Origin of the sequence: Marinobacter guineae, from assembly GCF_002744735.1 — a bacterium.
Classification (GTDB): domain Bacteria; phylum Pseudomonadota; class Gammaproteobacteria; order Pseudomonadales; family Oleiphilaceae; genus Marinobacter; species Marinobacter guineae.
Map to the genome: position 1 here is coordinate 306,574 of NZ_KZ319341.1, position 16,421 is coordinate 322,994.

General features: G+C 58.4%; 18 protein-coding genes. 11 read left to right on the plus strand and 7 right to left on the minus strand.

Translation table 11 applies throughout. The annotated features are described in order from the left end of the window. Positions 1–83 precede the first annotated feature (83 nt). Positions 84–1,028 carry a 23S rRNA (adenine(1618)-N(6))-methyltransferase RlmF gene (gene rlmF, locus CLH62_RS15720; RefSeq protein WP_099619131.1) on the plus strand — a complete coding sequence of 315 codons (945 nt, stop codon included), beginning with the start codon at positions 84–86 and terminating at the stop codon, positions 1,026–1,028. A gap of 45 nt (positions 1,029–1,073) precedes the next feature. Here rlmF and CLH62_RS15725 read toward each other — a convergent pair whose 3' ends face one another. The 3 genes from CLH62_RS15725 to CLH62_RS15735 form a co-directional block, all read right to left on the minus strand. Then, positions 1,074–2,123, minus strand: a complete 1,050-nt coding sequence (locus tag CLH62_RS15725) for an NAD(P)H-dependent flavin oxidoreductase (protein WP_099619132.1) — start codon at positions 2,121–2,123, stop codon at positions 1,074–1,076. 65 nt (positions 2,124–2,188) lie between these two features. Next, positions 2,189–2,686, minus strand: a complete 498-nt coding sequence (locus tag CLH62_RS15730; protein ID WP_099619133.1) for a DUF3291 domain-containing protein — start codon at positions 2,684–2,686, stop codon at positions 2,189–2,191. Positions 2,687–2,704: 18 nt separating this feature from the next. Next, positions 2,705–3,211 (minus strand): GNAT family N-acetyltransferase, encoded by a 507-nt coding sequence (locus tag CLH62_RS15735; RefSeq protein ID WP_099619134.1) that lies wholly within the window; start codon positions 3,209–3,211, stop codon positions 2,705–2,707. Positions 3,212–3,469: 258 nt separating this feature from the next. Here CLH62_RS15735 and CLH62_RS15740 point away from each other — a divergent pair, with 258 nt between their 5' ends. The 5 genes from CLH62_RS15740 (at position 3,470) to CLH62_RS15760 (ending at position 7,034) form a co-directional block, all read left to right on the plus strand. Next, a complete protein-coding gene (locus tag CLH62_RS15740; RefSeq protein ID WP_456085524.1) occupies positions 3,470–3,823 on the plus strand; it encodes a DMT family transporter in 354 nt (117 codons plus the stop codon). Positions 3,824–3,851: 28 nt separating this feature from the next. Beyond that, entirely contained in the window at positions 3,852–4,586 is a 735-nt protein-coding gene (locus CLH62_RS15745) for an SGNH/GDSL hydrolase family protein (RefSeq protein WP_099619136.1), read from the plus strand. A gap of 241 nt (positions 4,587–4,827) precedes the next feature. After that, entirely contained in the window at positions 4,828–5,610 is a 783-nt protein-coding gene (locus CLH62_RS15750) for a DUF5602 domain-containing protein (protein ID WP_099619137.1), read from the plus strand. 96 nt (positions 5,611–5,706) lie between these two features. Continuing rightward, a complete protein-coding gene (locus tag CLH62_RS15755; RefSeq protein ID WP_099619138.1) occupies positions 5,707–6,528 on the plus strand; it encodes a YciI family protein in 822 nt (273 codons plus the stop codon). Positions 6,529–6,551: 23 nt separating this feature from the next. Then, on the plus strand, positions 6,552–7,034 hold the full coding sequence (locus tag CLH62_RS15760) for a VOC family protein (RefSeq protein ID WP_099619139.1): 483 nt from the start codon (positions 6,552–6,554) through the stop codon (positions 7,032–7,034). A 24-nt stretch (positions 7,035–7,058) separates the two neighbouring features. Here CLH62_RS15760 and CLH62_RS15765 read toward each other — a convergent pair whose 3' ends face one another. Both CLH62_RS15765 and CLH62_RS15770 read right to left on the minus strand, forming a co-directional pair. Further along, positions 7,059–8,717, minus strand: coding sequence for an acetolactate synthase large subunit (locus CLH62_RS15765; protein ID WP_099619140.1), 1,659 nt, complete (start codon positions 8,715–8,717; stop codon positions 7,059–7,061). A gap of 72 nt (positions 8,718–8,789) precedes the next feature. Beyond that, positions 8,790–10,403, minus strand: coding sequence for an FAD-dependent oxidoreductase (locus CLH62_RS15770; RefSeq protein ID WP_099619141.1), 1,614 nt, complete (start codon positions 10,401–10,403; stop codon positions 8,790–8,792). Between the two features lie 88 nt (positions 10,404–10,491). On the opposite strand from CLH62_RS15770, the gene CLH62_RS15775 reads away from it, so the two are divergent. Continuing rightward, entirely contained in the window at positions 10,492–11,499 is a 1,008-nt protein-coding gene (locus tag CLH62_RS15775) for an AraC family transcriptional regulator (protein WP_099619142.1), read from the plus strand. Between the two features lie 60 nt (positions 11,500–11,559). Here the strand turns inward: CLH62_RS15775 and CLH62_RS15780 are convergent, their stop codons facing one another. Then, entirely contained in the window at positions 11,560–12,231 is a 672-nt protein-coding gene (locus CLH62_RS15780; RefSeq protein WP_099619143.1) for an SDR family oxidoreductase, read from the minus strand. 89 nt (positions 12,232–12,320) lie between these two features. Here CLH62_RS15780 and CLH62_RS15785 point away from each other — a divergent pair, with 89 nt between their 5' ends. From CLH62_RS15785 to CLH62_RS15800, 4 genes are all read left to right on the plus strand, one after another. Then, positions 12,321–13,553: an RNA polymerase sigma factor gene (locus CLH62_RS15785; protein WP_099619144.1), complete on the plus strand. Its 1,233-nt coding sequence runs from the start codon at positions 12,321–12,323 to the stop codon at positions 13,551–13,553. Between the two features lie 79 nt (positions 13,554–13,632). Beyond that, positions 13,633–13,992, plus strand: coding sequence for a YciI family protein (locus CLH62_RS15790; protein WP_099619145.1), 360 nt, complete (start codon positions 13,633–13,635; stop codon positions 13,990–13,992). 14 nt (positions 13,993–14,006) lie between these two features. Beyond that, positions 14,007–14,360, plus strand: coding sequence for a DUF1428 domain-containing protein (locus CLH62_RS15795; RefSeq protein ID WP_099619146.1), 354 nt, complete (start codon positions 14,007–14,009; stop codon positions 14,358–14,360). Positions 14,361–14,445: 85 nt separating this feature from the next. Then, positions 14,446–14,952 carry a gamma-glutamylcyclotransferase family protein gene (locus tag CLH62_RS15800; protein ID WP_099619147.1) on the plus strand — a complete coding sequence of 169 codons (507 nt, stop codon included), beginning with the start codon at positions 14,446–14,448 and terminating at the stop codon, positions 14,950–14,952. A gap of 1 nt (position 14,953) precedes the next feature. Here CLH62_RS15800 and CLH62_RS15805 read toward each other — a convergent pair whose 3' ends face one another. Then, positions 14,954–16,237: an NAD(P)/FAD-dependent oxidoreductase gene (locus tag CLH62_RS15805; RefSeq protein ID WP_099619148.1), complete on the minus strand. Its 1,284-nt coding sequence runs from the start codon at positions 16,235–16,237 to the stop codon at positions 14,954–14,956. Positions 16,238–16,421 lie beyond the last annotated feature (184 nt).

A 16,421-nucleotide genomic window follows, 5' to 3' on the forward strand; every position in this document is an offset into this window, starting at 1 on the left:
TACGCTTATACAAAGGGCGGCGCGCCTCACGGACCAAGCCAGACCCACTCTTCCTTTGAACTCCAAGCCTCGGGCCGATTACTGTGAGCACCCTCCATCGACGTGAAAAAAGCCAAGCCAAGCCTGTTCGCAAAGGTCTGCACCCGAGGAATCTCCACAACGAAGGCTATGACTTCCCAGCTCTTGTAGAAAGCCACCCGGCACTCGCCCCTCATGTGAAACCAAACGCTCACGGCGACCTTTCCATCGAATTCGCAGACCCACTCGCAGTCAAAACTCTCAACGCCGCGTTATTGAGCCGATACTACAACATTGCCGATTGGGATATTCCAGAGGGCGCGCTTTGCCCTCCCATCCCGGGCAGAGCCGACTATATCGATTACATGGCCGACCTGCTTGGACTTGGGACCGGGCTTGAACAGCCCAGCATCAAACTGCTCGATATAGGAACGGGAGCCAATGGAATCTACCCGCTACTGGCCTGCCAAATTTACGGCTGGCAGTGTGTCGGTAGTGACATTAACACTCAGTCGCTTGAGAACGTCGCCACGATTATCGCCAACAATCCCACACTCAAAGACCACTTCACGCTGTGCACGCAGCACGATAAAAACCACATTTTTGAAGGGATCATTGAAGCTGGGGAGTTCTTTGACGTCAGCGTATGCAACCCACCCTTCCATGCCTCGCCCGATGAAGCACTTAAACGTAGCCGGCTTAAACTCAATAACCTTGCTCGTAGTCGCGGTGAACAAAAGGCGAAAACCGACTCCCCCACTCTGACCTTTGGCGGGCTGGGAGCGGAGCTTTGGTGTAAGGGGGGTGAACAGCTGTGCCTGAAAAAGCTGATAAAAGAAAGCCAGGTATATTCAACTCAATGCCGCTGGTTCACCAGCCTGGTTTCAAAAACCGACAATGTTAAGCCTGCAAAGAAGTTGATTCGTAAGCTCGGTGCCGTTGATATACGGGAAATAGAGATGAAGCAGGGAAATAAGATTACGAGGGTATTGGCCTGGACATTCATTTGAGCCACGGCTGAAAACCGTCCGCCTTACGCGGCTTGTTAACACTGGTTAGTGCGCCTCGTTAGCGCCCTTGGCCAACTCAAGGGTTAGATCCGCTGCCGAAATTTCCTTGCAGCCGCTTACATTTTGCCCCGCCCACAACGGCGAGAAATCCCCCGTTCCCAGGCGCTCGGCTTCGGCACGCAGCGGAGCCAAAGCGGCTGCGGCCAATGGAAAAGCCGGGGCCACGGGGCTGATAGGCCCGAGCCCCTTCATCAGACGGTTCATAATGCCTCGAGCCGGTCGGCCAGAAAACACATTGGTAAGGGCGGTAAATATCGCCGCGTCGCTCTTGATGGCAACTCGGTGCACTGCACTCGTAGTGGCTTCCGGGCACAGCATATAAGCCGTGCCTACTTGCACCCCTGCAGCACCTAGCGACATAGCAGCAGCAACGCCGTTTGCGTCAGCGATGCCTCCTGCAGCGATAACCGGAATATTTACTGCCTGAACGATTTGCGGGAGCAAAGCGAAGGTTCCAACCTGGGTGTTCAGATCTTCCGATAGGAAAATCCCGCGGTGGCCCCCAGCCTCTATACCTTGCGCGATTATGGCGTCGACTCCGTGCGCCTCCAACCAGCGGGCTTCATCCACAGTTGTCGCCGTAGAGAGTATTTTCGCACCCCACTTCCGCACTTGGTCCAACAAATCTTGCTCGGGCAAGCCGTAATGGAAACTTACAACGGCAGGCTCAAATTCCGCCAGAACGTCGGCGGCTTCAGCGCTAAAAGGCAAACGCCCGGAGCCACCAGCGATAGTGCTTAGGTCGATCCCATACTCTTCATAATAAGGTGACAGTGCCACCCTCCAAGCCGCTTCATGCTCGCTATTCGGCTCGGGCTGCGTATGGCAAAAGAAATTAACGTTGAAGGGCCGTTTGGTCTGCGCCTTTATAGCCGCCATCTCCTTGCGCATAGCTTCAACACTGAGCATGCCGAAAGGGAGCGACCCGAGCGCACCAGCACCGGATACTGCGATTGCGAGGGCACTGCCCTGCACACCCGCCATCGGCGCTTGAATGATTGGAAGCTCTATACCCAGAAGATCCTGAATTCTCATTGGCCGTCACTCTTGGCTAGACACGGTGCATGGCGGATAACGCCGGAACGAACTGAATTGATTTGTTAAGTGGCTGGACATTCACCACCGCAATTATCGGTTGGCACATCGGTGGGTTCATCAGGAGCCGGGAAAGCTTTCTTGAATGTGAAAGCCTCCGCGCTTGGGCCGCTCTCTCGCAGGATGCTCAGTTTTTGCGCCGCCTCTTCGATTGACGGAGTGTGACCGGCAGGTACCCACCAAAGCACCATGTATGCCTCACCCATTTTATGAAACCACTCTTTTTTGCGGCGCATGATCTCAACGTGGGCAGACCGATAAACATAACTATGCAAAGCCTCGATCGAGTCCCAGAGGGAAAGATTCACAATCTTATCGGCGCCAAAATAATCGATGCCGGTAGCATCACCTTCTTCAGTTTGGAGCCTCCAAACAAAACCCGGGGAGTCCTCTGCCAACGCGTTGATCCTATCGAGGTTAGCGACAAAATCCGATAGCTGCGGCGAATCAATCGGCGCCATAAGCGTGGCAATGTTGAGTTGCGCAATTTGATACCTAATCACAGTTTCCTCCCTGACGCCCTAATCAGCCGACGCGTTAGCGGTCGGCTGCATTTGATTGTCAGGGCTTAGATACCTTTCCATTGAGAAATTCACTAACGAAACCCCGTTTCTTTGCACTTCATTTTTCTTGACCACAGAGAAGCCGCGGTGCTCGAAGAACGGCTTAACAATGAGTGAAGCCTCAACGTATAAGCGTTTGAGATTTCTGGCCCTTGCCTCCGTAAGTAAATGCTCATACAAGGCAGATGCAACACCTCTTCCCTGAAAATTCGGATGGGTATAAGTACAGTCGATATGACCATCAGCATCCAATTCGATAAAACCAGCTACACAATTTTCAATTAAAGCTATGAACGGTTGTTTCACCTTCAGTCGCTCAGACCAGCTCGCGTAATCGACAGGGGTAGGAGCCCAAGCTTCTTTTTGCTCTGAGGTATACAACGAAGGATCAATTGCATGAACAGATTGATGAAACAGTTCAGCAACTTCCCTAGCCTTGTCTGCAGAATAAGTTTGTATATTCATAGTAGCCTGGACGGAGCGCAGCGGAGTAACGGTCGGTTTCACCCACTGGTTAAACGAGTGAGTGGCCCCGTGTTCGGCGGCTCAGTATCCGGATCAACCCTATCAGATAGTTACCTTCATTTCTCACTCGGAATTCCGGAGTTTTGCGAACGCGTTTGTCTATCCCCGGAATACAATCAAAACCCAGTGTAGTTCGCCTTTTCGATAGCCACCCTGTCAGGTGGCGCAGAGGGCTGGTATCGTCTGCTTCCCAATTTCTTGCGGTACTGGAGATTCTCTGTGAAAAGTTGGTTATTTCTGGGCATTGCCATTGTTGCGGAAGTGGTGGCAACCAGCGGGCTGAAGGCCAGTGAAGGGTTTACCAGACTCGGGCCCAGCCTTTTGGTGATTGCGGGCTATGCCGTTGCGTTCTACTTCCTTTCGATCACACTTAAGGAGATCCCGGTGGGCCTGGCCTATGCCATCTGGGCGGGGCTGGGTATTGTGTTGGTGGCGTTTATCGGCTGGCTGATTTACGGGCAAACGCTGGATGCCGCCAGTGTGATTGGTATGGTGCTGATCATCACCGGCGTTGCGGTGATCAATCTGTTTTCCAAATCAGTCGCTCACTGATCTGTCGGCAAAAACGGAGCCCTTTCAGATGCACCTCCCTTTCTGGCTGACCACCGCCCTTCTGTTTCCGGTACTGCTGTACCAGGGCAAACAGGCGCGCCGCACAACGCCCAGGCTGCCGGAAGCCGGGGGCTCGCCGTGCGGTCAATACGGTGAAGGCACTCCTGCCAGGCGAGTGCTGGTGATCGGCGAATCCACCGCGGCCGGTGTCGGTGTTGAAACCCACGATCAGGGCCTGGCCAGCCAGTTGGCGCGTCAGATTCATGAGCGCACCGGCCAGACCATTGCCTGGCACACCTTCGGGATCAACGGCATTCGGCTTGGGGCCTTGGTTCGCGAGCTGGAAACCGCCGAACTACCAGAGGCGGATGTGGTGCTGTTGAGTATGGGGGTGAACGACACCACGGGGTTCACTCCCCGCTATCGCTTCCGCCGGCAGTTGCGGGAATTGCGCCGATTGCTCACATCACGGTATTCGGGGCCCATGCTGCTTCTCAGCGTGCCGCCGATGCATCTGTTCACGGCACTGCCCTCGCCGCTTCGGTACGTGGTGGGTTGGCGGGCACGGCAGCTGGATAATCTCTATATTCGCGTCGCACGGCGGTTTCCTGAAGACTTCAGCTACGTGAACTACCCGGTGGTCACCGACCCTGAACTTCTGGCCAGTGATGGTTATCACCCCGGCAAGAAAGGCTACCGGTATATTGCCGAGGCACTGGCAGACAAAGCCATCCCTGAACAACTTTTCAGTGGAGAAAACTAGACCAACTGATATATTAATTCCATCCAGCCAAATCCCGTTCTGGTGGTAGTAGGGAGAAGCGTGCAGACAGGAAGCGCGTTTTACTGCTGTCAGCCCAGCCTGCCAAATCCGATCTCCTCTGAGTCAGTCCGAAGGGCGATGGCTTAACGACCTTGTGGGTCACTAACCAGGCTAACTGGCTAACTGGCTAACTGGCTAACTGGATAGTGCCGCAGGGTCTCTGTCATTGAGGAGTGATGAGATGAAACCTGCTCTTTGTCTGTTCCGATCCAACCTTTCCGTAATTACGCTGGCCTGCCTTGGTTTTGCCCATGTCGCCATCGCCGCCGATCTGCAGGTTTTTACAGGAGCCCCGGTCGCCGTCGGTAATGGCACCGCGCGAGTGGAGGTAACCACCAACGGGACGGACGAACCCGAGTCCGTGTCGGTGGTTATGAGCAAGAATGCGATTCAGGGACTTCCTGCGGTTCAGGCCGACCAAATGGTCTGGGAGTTTTCATTACCCATGCCGGAAGCCGGCCCGCAAACAGGCTACGATCACGTAGTCCTGGACTGGAACCCGGCCGGGCATATTCCGGAGGGGGTCTACAACGTTCCGCATTTTGACGTGCATTTCTACCTGATCAGCGGGGGTGAACGTGAAGCCATAACCTTCCATGGCGAGGGCCGTGAACTGGCCATGGCGGCACCAGACCCGCAACTCGTACCTGCGGGATACGTTATCCCCCCGGATGCGGCCGTGGACCGGATGGGAATGCACGGCCTGGACCCTGCGGGGCATGAATTCCATGGCCAACCGTTCAGCCATAACTTCATCTACGGCTATTACAAGGGCGAGCTGATGTTCGTTGAGCCGATGGTGTCTTTGAGTTTTCTTGAGTCACTTCCGGACATGACGTCACCGATCAAAAAGCCGCAGAGGTACAGCTATCCCGCCTGGTACCCAGCGGCCTACCGGATCGGATTTGATGCCGGGAAAGATGAATACACCATTGCGCTCCAGGATCTGGAGAGGTCCGACTGAGACTCCATCAGGAATCTTTTTTCTCGGTGTCGATGTCCGGTTGCGTTGCGCGACTAACCAGTGAAGACAATCTATTTTTCACTGGAGACCAACACGATGAAATACATGTTGATGCGCAAGGCCGATGCCGATACCGAGAAGGGCGTAATGCCCTCGGAAGAGTTGCTGCAGTGGATGGCGGACTACAATGAGCGAATGACACAGGCCGGAGTTTTTACCGACGGTCATGGGTTGAGGCCTACGAGCGATGGCTGCCGCATTCAGTTCCGGGGTGGTGAGCCAAGCGTTATTTCCGGCCCATTCGAGCCAGCCGGTGAGTTGCTGGCCGGTTACAGCGTTCTCGAAGTGGACTCGTTGGAAGACGCCATTGCCTGGGCCAAACAATGGCCCCGGGAGGATGCTGGCGAGAATGTGACCCTTGAGCTTCGGCGTTTTTTCGAGCTCGAGGATTTCGAACCCAGCCAGGCGCTTGAGCAACATCGTGCCCTGGGACGGCTCCCACGGGAGATGAACGTTCATGTGGCTTTTGCCGGCAACTGTAAAGAAGCCATGGAGTTCTATTCGGAGGTAACCGCAGGCAAACTGGAAGCCATGATCTCCTATGGGGAAACACCGGCGGCGGGGGATGTGCCGCCAGAAATGCATGACAGAATCGTGCATTCGTCCCTGAATCTCCGCGGGCGCCGGTTGATGGGCGCTGATATGGCGGGCGACTGCTACCAGCCACCCCAGGGTGCCCAGATCCACCTTGAATACGACGATCCAAAACAGGCCGAATGGGTTTTCAATGCCCTGTCCGATGGGGGTTCAATCATCATGCCGTTTGCAGAAACCTTCTGGGCACATCGTTTCGGAATGACCACGGACCGTTTCGGTGTCCAGTGGATGATCAGCAATCAGATTGAACACTGTCAGTAACGCCAACCCGGAGGATCAGCTCAATGCCCCATCCAAAAAATACCATTTGTCTCTGGTATGAGAGCGAAGCGGAAGAAGCCGCCCGATTTTACGCAAAGACCTTCCCGGATTCCTCGGTGGGCAGGGTACTTCGTGCGCCTGCGGACTATCCCGCAGGCTCGGAGGGCGATGTACTGACGGTGGAGTTCACCGCGTTGGGCGTTCCCTGCCTTGGCCTCAATGGCGGCCCGGCCTTCCAGCACAACGAGGCCTTTTCGTTTCAGGTGGCTACCTCGGACCAGGAGGAAACGGATCGTTACTGGAACGCGATTGTTGGCAATGGCGGCGAAGAGAGTGCTTGCGGCTGGTGCAAAGACACATGGGGCATCTCGTGGCAGATCACCCCGGTCGCTCTCACCGATGCCATAAACGATCCTGACCCCGCCGCTGCCAAGCGGGCCTTCGAGGCCATGATGACCATGGGCAAGATCGACATCGCCGCCATTGAGGCGGCGCGTCGGGGCTGATGGCGTTTATTGCACCTTTCACCTTCAGGGTGCCAGTTTGCGCTTCAACGCTTTGGAAACTGACAGCGGCAGGCTGGGCAATGAGCGCAGCATCCAGGGCAGTATCCGGCGCTTGACCCCGCTCAGGGATTCCGGGATCACGGCTTCAATCAGGTGTGGCCCTGGCATTCTCTGGGCGTATTCCAGGGCTTTTGCCATTTCCTCGGCAGTGTGTACCCGCACGGCGTGAACGCCCATACCGTTGGCCATTTCAGCGAAGTTGATCACCGGACCGCGCAGGTCCAGCTGGGATTTGGCCTTCTCTCCGGCCTCTTCGGCGCCTACCCGCTCCAGTTCGATGTTGAGCACGGAGTAGGAGGCGTTGTTGAAGATGATGGAGGTGACGTTCAGCTGCTCCCGGGCCATGGTCCACAGGGCCTGGATGGTGTACATGGCGGTGCCATCACCGATCAGGGCTATTACCGGCCGGTCCGGGCAGGCTACGGCAGCACCTACGGCATTGGGAAGGCCCTGGCCAATGGCGCCGCCGGTGAGGGTGATCATGTCGTGACGGGGTGCGCCGGCGGTCATGACCGAGAGCATCAGGCTGGAGGTAATGCCCTCGTCCACGATGATGGCGTTCTCCGGCATCAGTTCACCCACCGCTTTGCAGACTTTCTCGGCGGTCAGCTTGCCCCTTGGCCGGCCCGGCCGTTTCTCGGGCTGTAGCCTGGGTTCGGCCTGGCTGGCGCCGACGGCGTCGTTGAGTTTGTTCAGGCTTGCCAGGATGTCCTGGTCGGGAGCTACCAGGGTATGTACCTCGCAGGTATCCGGCACCAGGTAGCTCTTCTTGCCGGGATAGGCGAAGAAGGAAACCGGCGCCTTGGCGTCCACCAGAACCAGGTGTTCCACGTCCGTCAGTTGCACCGTGGCCAGCTCGGCCAGGTAGGCCAGGCGTTCGATGTAAGGCAGGCCGGCGCCCCGCTCCATACGGGTCGGGAAGGTTTCCGCCAACAGGGTCACGCCGCTGTGGGCGGCCAGCTTGGCGGCCGCCAGCATGCTGGGTTCGCGCAGGGAATGGCCGCCCATCAGCAGAGCGGTTTTCTTGCCGGAACGGATGGCCGAGGCAATGGCCTCCACCGTGGCATCGTCTGCCAGCTCCGGCGTCGGCGGCGCCATAGGCGCGCTGGGCACGCCGCCCTCCCCCCAGGATACATCGGCCGGCAGTATCAGCGTGGCAACCTGCCCGGGCGCCGTACGGGCTGCGGCAATGGCTTCGGCGGCATCCTGGCACAGGGTTTCTGTGCTCTTGGCCGTGCGTACAAACCCCGGCGAAACGTTGCGGGCAACGGTCTCGATATCAGACTGCAGCTGGGCATCGTATTTCACGTGGTAGGTGGCGTGGTCGCCAACAATGTTCAGCACAGGCACCTTGCCCTTGCGGGCGTTGTGCAGGTTGGCCAGGCCGTTGCCCAGCCCGCAGCCCAGGTGCAACAGGGTAGCGGCGGGTTTGTCGGCCATGCGGGCATAGCCGTCGGCGGCGCCGGTGGCGACTCCCTCAAACAGGGCGAGAACAGCCCGCATTTTGGGCTCGTCATCCAGGGCGGCCACAAAATGCATCTCACTGGTGCCGGGGTTGCTGAAGCAGACCTCAACACCGGCGTCCACCAGGGTTTTCATCAGGGCTTGTGCGCCGTTTGTCATTGTTGTTCTCCAACCGTTTGGAATTCAGTTATCAGGGAGTTAGCCAGCAGCGCCATGATCAGGTTCACGCTGTCAGTCTCCCGAAGCAATAGAACGAACCGCTGCCCTTGCCGTCATGATGCACCCAGGCAGGAATGTGCCTTCCAGGGAGCGTCTTCCGTTCACACCGCCACCACCAAAGCCTGCAGCTTCCCCCACACAGTACAGGCCTTCAACAGGCGTTCCCCGGGTGTTGAGGATGCGGCTTTGGAGATCGGTTTGCAGCCCTCCCAGGCTTTTGCGGGTGATCAGCTGCATGCGGATGGCGATGTACGGGCCGGCGCCCGGTTTCTGCAGTGGGGCCGGTTTGCAGGTGCGAAGGCGGTCCGGCTTCCATTCCCGGGCGTGCTGGATCATCCGGATCTGCGCATCGTTATGAAGACTGGTGCCCTTGGTGAAATTGGCATCGAAGGCATCGGCGGTGGCCTGGAGCGTGCCCGGGTTGATGTCGTGGGAACAGGTCAGCGCGTTCATCTTGCCGGCCAGGTCGGCGAGGTTATCCGCCACCAGGAAATCCCGGCTTTCATGCTGCATTTGCCGCACCAGGGCATGGTTGCCCAGCAACAGCTCTTTCACGAACAGGGGGAACTGTTTGTCCCGGATCCGGGCATTGTGCTCAGCGCCGGAGATGGCAAATTCCTTGGCGGCAATGCGCCAGTTCAGCAGGTGCCAGGTCCAGGGTTTTTCCTGTTCTGCCACCCGCTGGCATAGCCAGTGAGTATCGAAGCCGGTGACCAGGGGCTCCGGGCCAATCCGCTCGCCCCGATGGTTCAGCCACAGGGCCGATTTGCAGGGGATGGTGGAAAGGCCATGGCCGGTAAAGTGCGGGTACGGATGCGGGAAGCCGGCCGCGTAGTTCCACATCTCGCCGGCATGGGTAATCTGGCCCCCGAGGGTGTCGGCCACCCAGTGATGCATGTGGCCGTCCGCATAGGGATGAGCACCGTTCAACATGCGGGTGGGTTGCGGGCGATCCACCGGCCAGTTGGCGCGGCATTCCTTGTGGCTGCCGTTGATGCCGCCGGTGGCCAGAATCACGGCCGGAGCCGCGAAGCGGACTTCCTCCCCGGTGGCCTCATTGATGGCCAGGGCGCCGCTCACTTTGTCCGCTTCGTGGTCCAGTTCGGTGATGCGGTGCTGGTGCAGCAGGGTGAGTTTGCCGCTGGTATTCTCCCGGTGCAGCGCCGTCATCAGGCGACGAACCAGCTCCCGGGCGGTGCCCCAGACCACATGGTAGCGGGGCAGACGGTTGCCATCGCCGAAGCGGCCACGCTCAACCCAGTTCACCGCCGGCAGGAATTTTATGCCTTCGTTGCTAAGCCAGTCGTAAACCTCGGAGCGTGAATGCTCCACGTAGTAACGGGCCCATTGCAGGGGCAATTCATCGTCGGGCGCCAGCTCGCCAAAGCTGAGCCAGTCGTCCAGGGCAATCTCCGGTGTGTCGGCAATCTTCATGCGTTTCTGCAGTGGCGTGCCCACCAGCATCATGCCGCCAAAGGCCCACAGCGCAAGGCCGCCCATCCGTTCTTCCGTGTCCCGGTCTGCCAGGGTCACGGACTTGCCGGCGCGCAAGCCTTCAAGCGCCGCGACAATGCCAGCCAGCCCGCCGCCAACCACCAGAATATCTGAGGAAATCACCTTGGCCATAGTGCATCCGACCTGATTGCAATGAGTTGTCAGCTTTAAAGATATACCGGTACCATGGCTTTAAAATTGACTTCAGAGGCCAGCAAAATTGACTTTAGAGGCCACGGTTTCCATCGGCTGGGTAAATACTGTTATCGCGGCGGCGCAAAGGCTGTCTGTGGATGAGGGTACTTTGCTGACAACCGCCGGTATTCCGGAGGCCGCCAGTACCCGGGAACGCTGGCCCATTGATGACATCACCCGGCTCTGGCACGCGGCAGAGCGTTGCACCGGCGATCCCGGTTTTGGTTTGAAAGTGGGGGCTGAGTTCACCCCGATGAGCATCAGCGGTGTGGGCTTTGCGCTGCAGTCTGCCGCTACCCTGCGTGAAGCCATTGTGATGGGCCAGAGGTTCCAGCGGCTGATCTCCGACGGCGGTCGCTTCCAGATCCTCCCAGGCCATTCTGCAACCTGGCTGGTTTACCATCCCCGGCAGGGGAAACTGGCTTTCAGCCCGCATCAGATCGAGGCAGTTCTGGCCGCGGTGGTCGGGTTTGCCAGTTGGGTAACCGGTACCCGCATGCAGCCTTCACGGGTGCAGTTCAGCCAGCCGCGGCTCGGGCCCCTGGCGGGATACCAGGCCGTGTTCAACTGCCCGGTGGAATTCGAGCAGGCGTTCAGCGGTGTGCTGGTAGACAATGCCGTTCTGGACCAGGCCCTGCCCCAGGCGGATCCGGAACTCGCGCAGGTGCACGAACGCTACACCACCGCCCGGCTTGCCGCGTTGTCCATTAACAGCGCTTCCGTGCCGGAGATACGGAGGTGGCTGATGGCCCGCCTGGGCCCGGCACTTCCCCGTCGAGCCGAGGCGGCCGGGGCGTTGGGTATCAGCGAACGGACTCTGGCGCGGCGGCTTCGGGAACAGGGGCAGACCTTTGATGCCCTGCTGGACGACGTGCGCCGTGAAAAAGCCCTTCAAGCGGTTGCCGATACCACTACTACCCTGCCCGAAATAGCAGAAGCACTTGGCTTTGCTGAAGTGAGCACGTTCTACCGCGCCTTCAAGCGCTGGACGGGGTCGCCCCCGGTTCGATGGCGCAAAGCCATGCTTCCGTGACATCCGCACGTTAGCAAATATTGGCGGCAATTGAGGCGGCTCGCAGCGGCTAAAGCCCAGTTACCAGGGCAGCTCTTCACCATTGCTGTGCCAGAAGGAGCCGGTGTTTTCCAGGCTCAGGCCGTCAATCCTGGCCGCCAGGCCTTTGGCTGATTCCTCGGGCGTAATCAGCCCGCCGAAATTCACCATGCGGGTTTGCACATACCCGGGGTGCAGCTGGGCCACAGCAATCCCCCTGGGCTTCAGATCCATGGCGAGGGATTTGCCAAAGGCGTTCAATGCCGCTTTTGAAGCCCGGTAACCATAACGACCACCGGAATCGTTATCCGCGATGGAGCCCATCCGGCTGGTGATGTTGGCAATCTTGCCACCGGAGGGAATCTGCGAGACCAGAGCCTCGGCAACCCGCAACGGCGCGTAGGCGTTGATCTCCATCTGCGTGCGGATGGAATCGAAATCAATGCTGCCCAGCTTCTCATCCTGTAGCAGGCCGGCGTTGTTGATCAGCAGGTCGATGGTTTGCCCGGCCAGCTCTTCGGTGAGCTTCCGGATGCCTGTGTCGGTTGTCACATCTACGCCATCGATCACCCTGGCTGCAACTTCGTCAAGCTCGCCGGCGGATTGCCGGCAAACACCGATCACCGCCCAGCCTTCGGAGGCATAATGGCGGGCGAGCTCCAGGCCGATGCCGCGGTTGGCCCCGGTAATAATTACAGTTTTGTTGTCTGGCATGGAAACCTCCTTTGCTTTGGTAAAGACTTACCGGTACGAAAAAACAGGGTGAAGTTCAACACCTGAAGCCACAGGGGCAGACCAACACGATGATTACCGATGACCGATGGATTGGGCAAATATACCAGCAACAGTCACGCAGGGTGCTCTCTACCCTGATCCGGTTGCTCGGTGACTTTTCACTGGCCGAGGAGTCGATGCAGGAGGCCTTCGCCGCCGCCGTGCGCCAGTGGCCCGTTGAAGGCGTACCGGATAATCCGACTGCCTGGCTCATTCGCACCGGTCAACGCCGGGGTATTGACCAGATTCGACGGGCCCGGACCGCACACAGCTATTCCCACCTCGTCAGTGAACCGTCTGCGGTCATCACGGAACCCAACGAACAGACCATCCATGACGATCAGCTCCGGCTGCTGTTTACCTGCTGCCACCCGGCCCTGTCCCTGGACGCGCGAATCGCCCTCACACTGCGTGAGATGTGCGGACTGACCACCGAACAGGTCGCCAGTGGCCTCCTGCAGAAACCGGCAACCCTGGCTCAGCGGATCGTGCGCGCCAAGCGCAAGATTCGTGACGCTGGCATCCCCTATGAAGTGCCCGAGGCGCGAGAGTTGCCCGAGAGGCTGCCCGGCGTTCTTCGGGTTATCTATCTGGTATTCAATGAAGGCTATTCCCGAAGCGATGGCGACCACCTGTTCGATGTTCACCTGTCGGCGGACGCCATTCGCCTGGCTGAAGTGCTGGCGAGACTGCTTCCTGAAGGGGAGGTGTTCGGTTTGCTCGCGCTGATGCTGCTGCAGAATTCAAGACAGAAAGCACGCCAGGATGAGGATGGGAATCTGATCACTCTGGAAAATCAGGATCGCTCACTGTGGGACCGGGCCAGTATAGACTCGGGTTTTCGGTGGCTGGAGGCCGCCCTGGCTCGCACACCCACTGGGCCCTACACCTTGCAGGCTTCGATCGCCGCCGTCCATGCCGACGCTGAAGAAGCGTGCAAAACAGACTGGGCCCGAATAGTGCGCCTTTACGATGCGCTCTACCAACAGCAACCATCGCCGGTGATTGCGCTTAACCGCGCGGTGGCCATTGCCATGCGAGACACGCCGGCGGATGGCCTGCGACTCCTTGAAGAGCTTATGAGCCAGAAGGCCATGGCTGGTTACCACCTGTTCCACGCTGCGCGCGCAGACCTGCAGCGCCGGAACGGCCATATTGAGGAGGCACGGCAGTCTTACGACCGCGCCCTCGCGCTCGTGTCCCAGGGGCCCGAGCGTCGGTTTCTGGAGCGCAGACTGGCAGAGCTCACTGAATCTTCCTGAATTTTCCCGGTCCTGTCGATTTCCCTCTGCGCCATACGACTACCTTTCAGGAACACGGCACAAAAACGGAGGAGCGCCCATGAAATACATAGCCCTGGTTTACTACCAGGAAAGCATTATCAACGCCATGACAGAACAGGAATGGCACGATCTCAACCAGGAATGTGTGGCTGGGGTGGAGCGGCTGACCCAACAGGGCAATTTCATAACCGGCCAGCCGCTGCAGCCGGTGGACACCGCAACAACGGTAAGGGTCCGCGACGAGGAAGTATTGGTTTCCGACGGCCCGTTCGCCGAAACCAAGGAACAGCTGGCAGGCTTCTACCTGCTGGACGCCCATGACCTGAACGAAGCCGTGCAACTCGCCAGCCGGATCCCACCGGCCCGCTTTGGCAGCATTGAAGTGCGGCCGGCGCGGGAACTGCCCCCTGAAGATTGAAAAGGAGAAACGCCATGAGCTATGTCGACGGGTTTGTTGCAGCTGTACCAACGGCCAACAAGGAGAAATACATCAAGCACGCCAGCGATGCCGCTGTGGTTTTCAAGGAGCACGGTGTCCTGCAGATGGTCGAATGCTGGGGCGATGATGTCCCGGAAGGTGAAGTGACGTCCTTTCCCATGGCTGTCCAGTGCAAGCCTGACGAAACGGTTGTGTTCGCATGGCTGCTGTGGCCGTCCCGGGAAGTCCGTGATCAGGCCATGCCACGAATCATGGAAGACCCTCGCCTGAGCCCCGATGTAAACCCCATGCCGTTTGATGGCAAGAGACTAATTTATGGGGGTTTTTCTGTCATTGTTGACGAATGACCACCGGTAACCCGGAACAAGCCCATACCATCGGGCGGCAAAGAAGACGGCCCGAATCACCAGGATGGCAAATTAAGGAGGCTCAATGCTCTGCTTCAGCTACGGCTCCAACATGTCACAACGACGAGTGCAGGCTCGGGTTCCATCAGCCCGGTTTGTGGCTGTGGCAGAGTTACCCGCCCATCGGCTTTGCTTCCATAAATCTGCTGGAGATGGCTCCGCCAAATGCGATGCGGAAGAAACCGGCAACCCGGACGATCGCGTGATTGGTGTGGTTTACGAGATTGCCGATGCAGAAAAGCCTGACCTTGATCGACATGAGGCTTTGGGGTTTGGCTACGATGAAAAGCAGGTAACGCTGAGAACCGGGAAGGGCAAACTTCAGGCCGGGATGTATTACGCCACGCGCATCAATAAGGCGTTAAAACCCTTCCACTGGTACAAAGACCACGTCCTGATCGGCGCCAGGGAAAATGGCCTGCCGGCTGAGTACATCGCGCAGATCGAAGCCGTGGAGGCCATTGACGATCCCAGACCTGAGCGACATGGGCGCGAACTATCCGTTTACAGTGATTCTCAAGCTACCCGGTGATTCAAACTCCCAACCTGTCGCGCAACGCGTAATACCAGGCCCCCATTGCCGTCAACGGTACCCGGAAGGTCCGTCCGCCGGGAAATGGGTAATGCGGCAGGCTGGCGAATGCGTCAAAGCGTTCGGCCTGACCCTGAATCGCAAGCGCGAGGGCTTTTCCTGCCACGTGAGTGAAAGTAACGCCATGGCCGGAACAGCCCTGGGAATAGAATATGTTGTCCTGCAGGCGACCCAATTGCGGGAGGCGTGAGAGCGTAAGGAGGAAGTTGCCGGTCCACGCGTAATCGATTTTGACTCCTGCCAGTTCTGGAAAGGTTTTCAGCATGTGGGGGCGAATCAGACGTTCGATATTGGCCGGGTCGCGGGCACCATAGGTCACACCGCCGCCATAGATCAGGCGTTTGTCGCCGGAGAGGCGGAAGTAGTCCAGCAGGTAGTTGCAGTCTTCCACGCAGTTATCTTCTGGCAGCAGTCGTTTTGCCGTGGCTTCGTCCAGTGGCGCAGTGGCAATGATCTGTGAACCGCAGGGCATGGATTTGGCGCCCAGCTCGGGCACCAGACCGCCCAGGTAGGCGTTGCCTGCCAGCACTACAAATGGAGCCCTCACCTCACCTTCGTTGGTTTTCACCGTTGCCGGCTGGCCAGGAAGAATCTGCGTGACCTCGGAATGTTCGTGGATCACCCCACCCCGGGATTCCAGCGCTGCCGCTTCGCCCAGCGCCAGGTTCAGGGGATGGATATGTCCACCGGTGTGGTCGATCGCCCCACCCACATAGCGATCGGTGCCGACACGAGTGCGGATGGCTTCCTCATCCAGCAGTTCCAGCTTGTCATAGCCGAACCGGCGCCACAGCCCCTGCTGGGCTTCCAGATGTTTGAGCTGGCGCGCGTTCACAGCGGCGAAAATGCCACCCTCTTTCAGGTCGCACTTTATACCGTAACTCCGTACCCGTTGCCGGATAATCTGGCTGCCTTCAAAGGCCATATCCGCCAGCAGGCGCGCATGGTCTGGCGTGGTCTGGCGCTCAATAGCGTCCAGGTCCCGGCTGAAGCTGTTAACGATCTGACCACCGTTACGGCCGGAGGCACCCCAGCCCACGGTCGCCGCTTCCAGCACGACCACCCGGAAACCCGCCTCGGCCAGAAACAGAGCCGTGGACAGACCGGTATAACCCGCACCCACCACGCACACATCCGCCGCACACTGGCCCTTCAGCGCAGGGCGTCTCGGTGCCGGATTGGCAGAGGCCACGTAATAGGAAGGAACCTTGGGATACTGGGTCATAGGGTGGCGCCACGCAGGGTGTCGGACTGATCGGGTAACGATCAGACAGGCAGTGGTAAGAGTTCAGGAGACGGCACAAAACATCGGCCGCCGAAGCAAGTCTATGCCAGCGGTCGACATCCGTGAAGACACGTTCTTCTACCTATATCTGAGGCCGCGATTGGTTGCAGAAGTGCTGCTATGA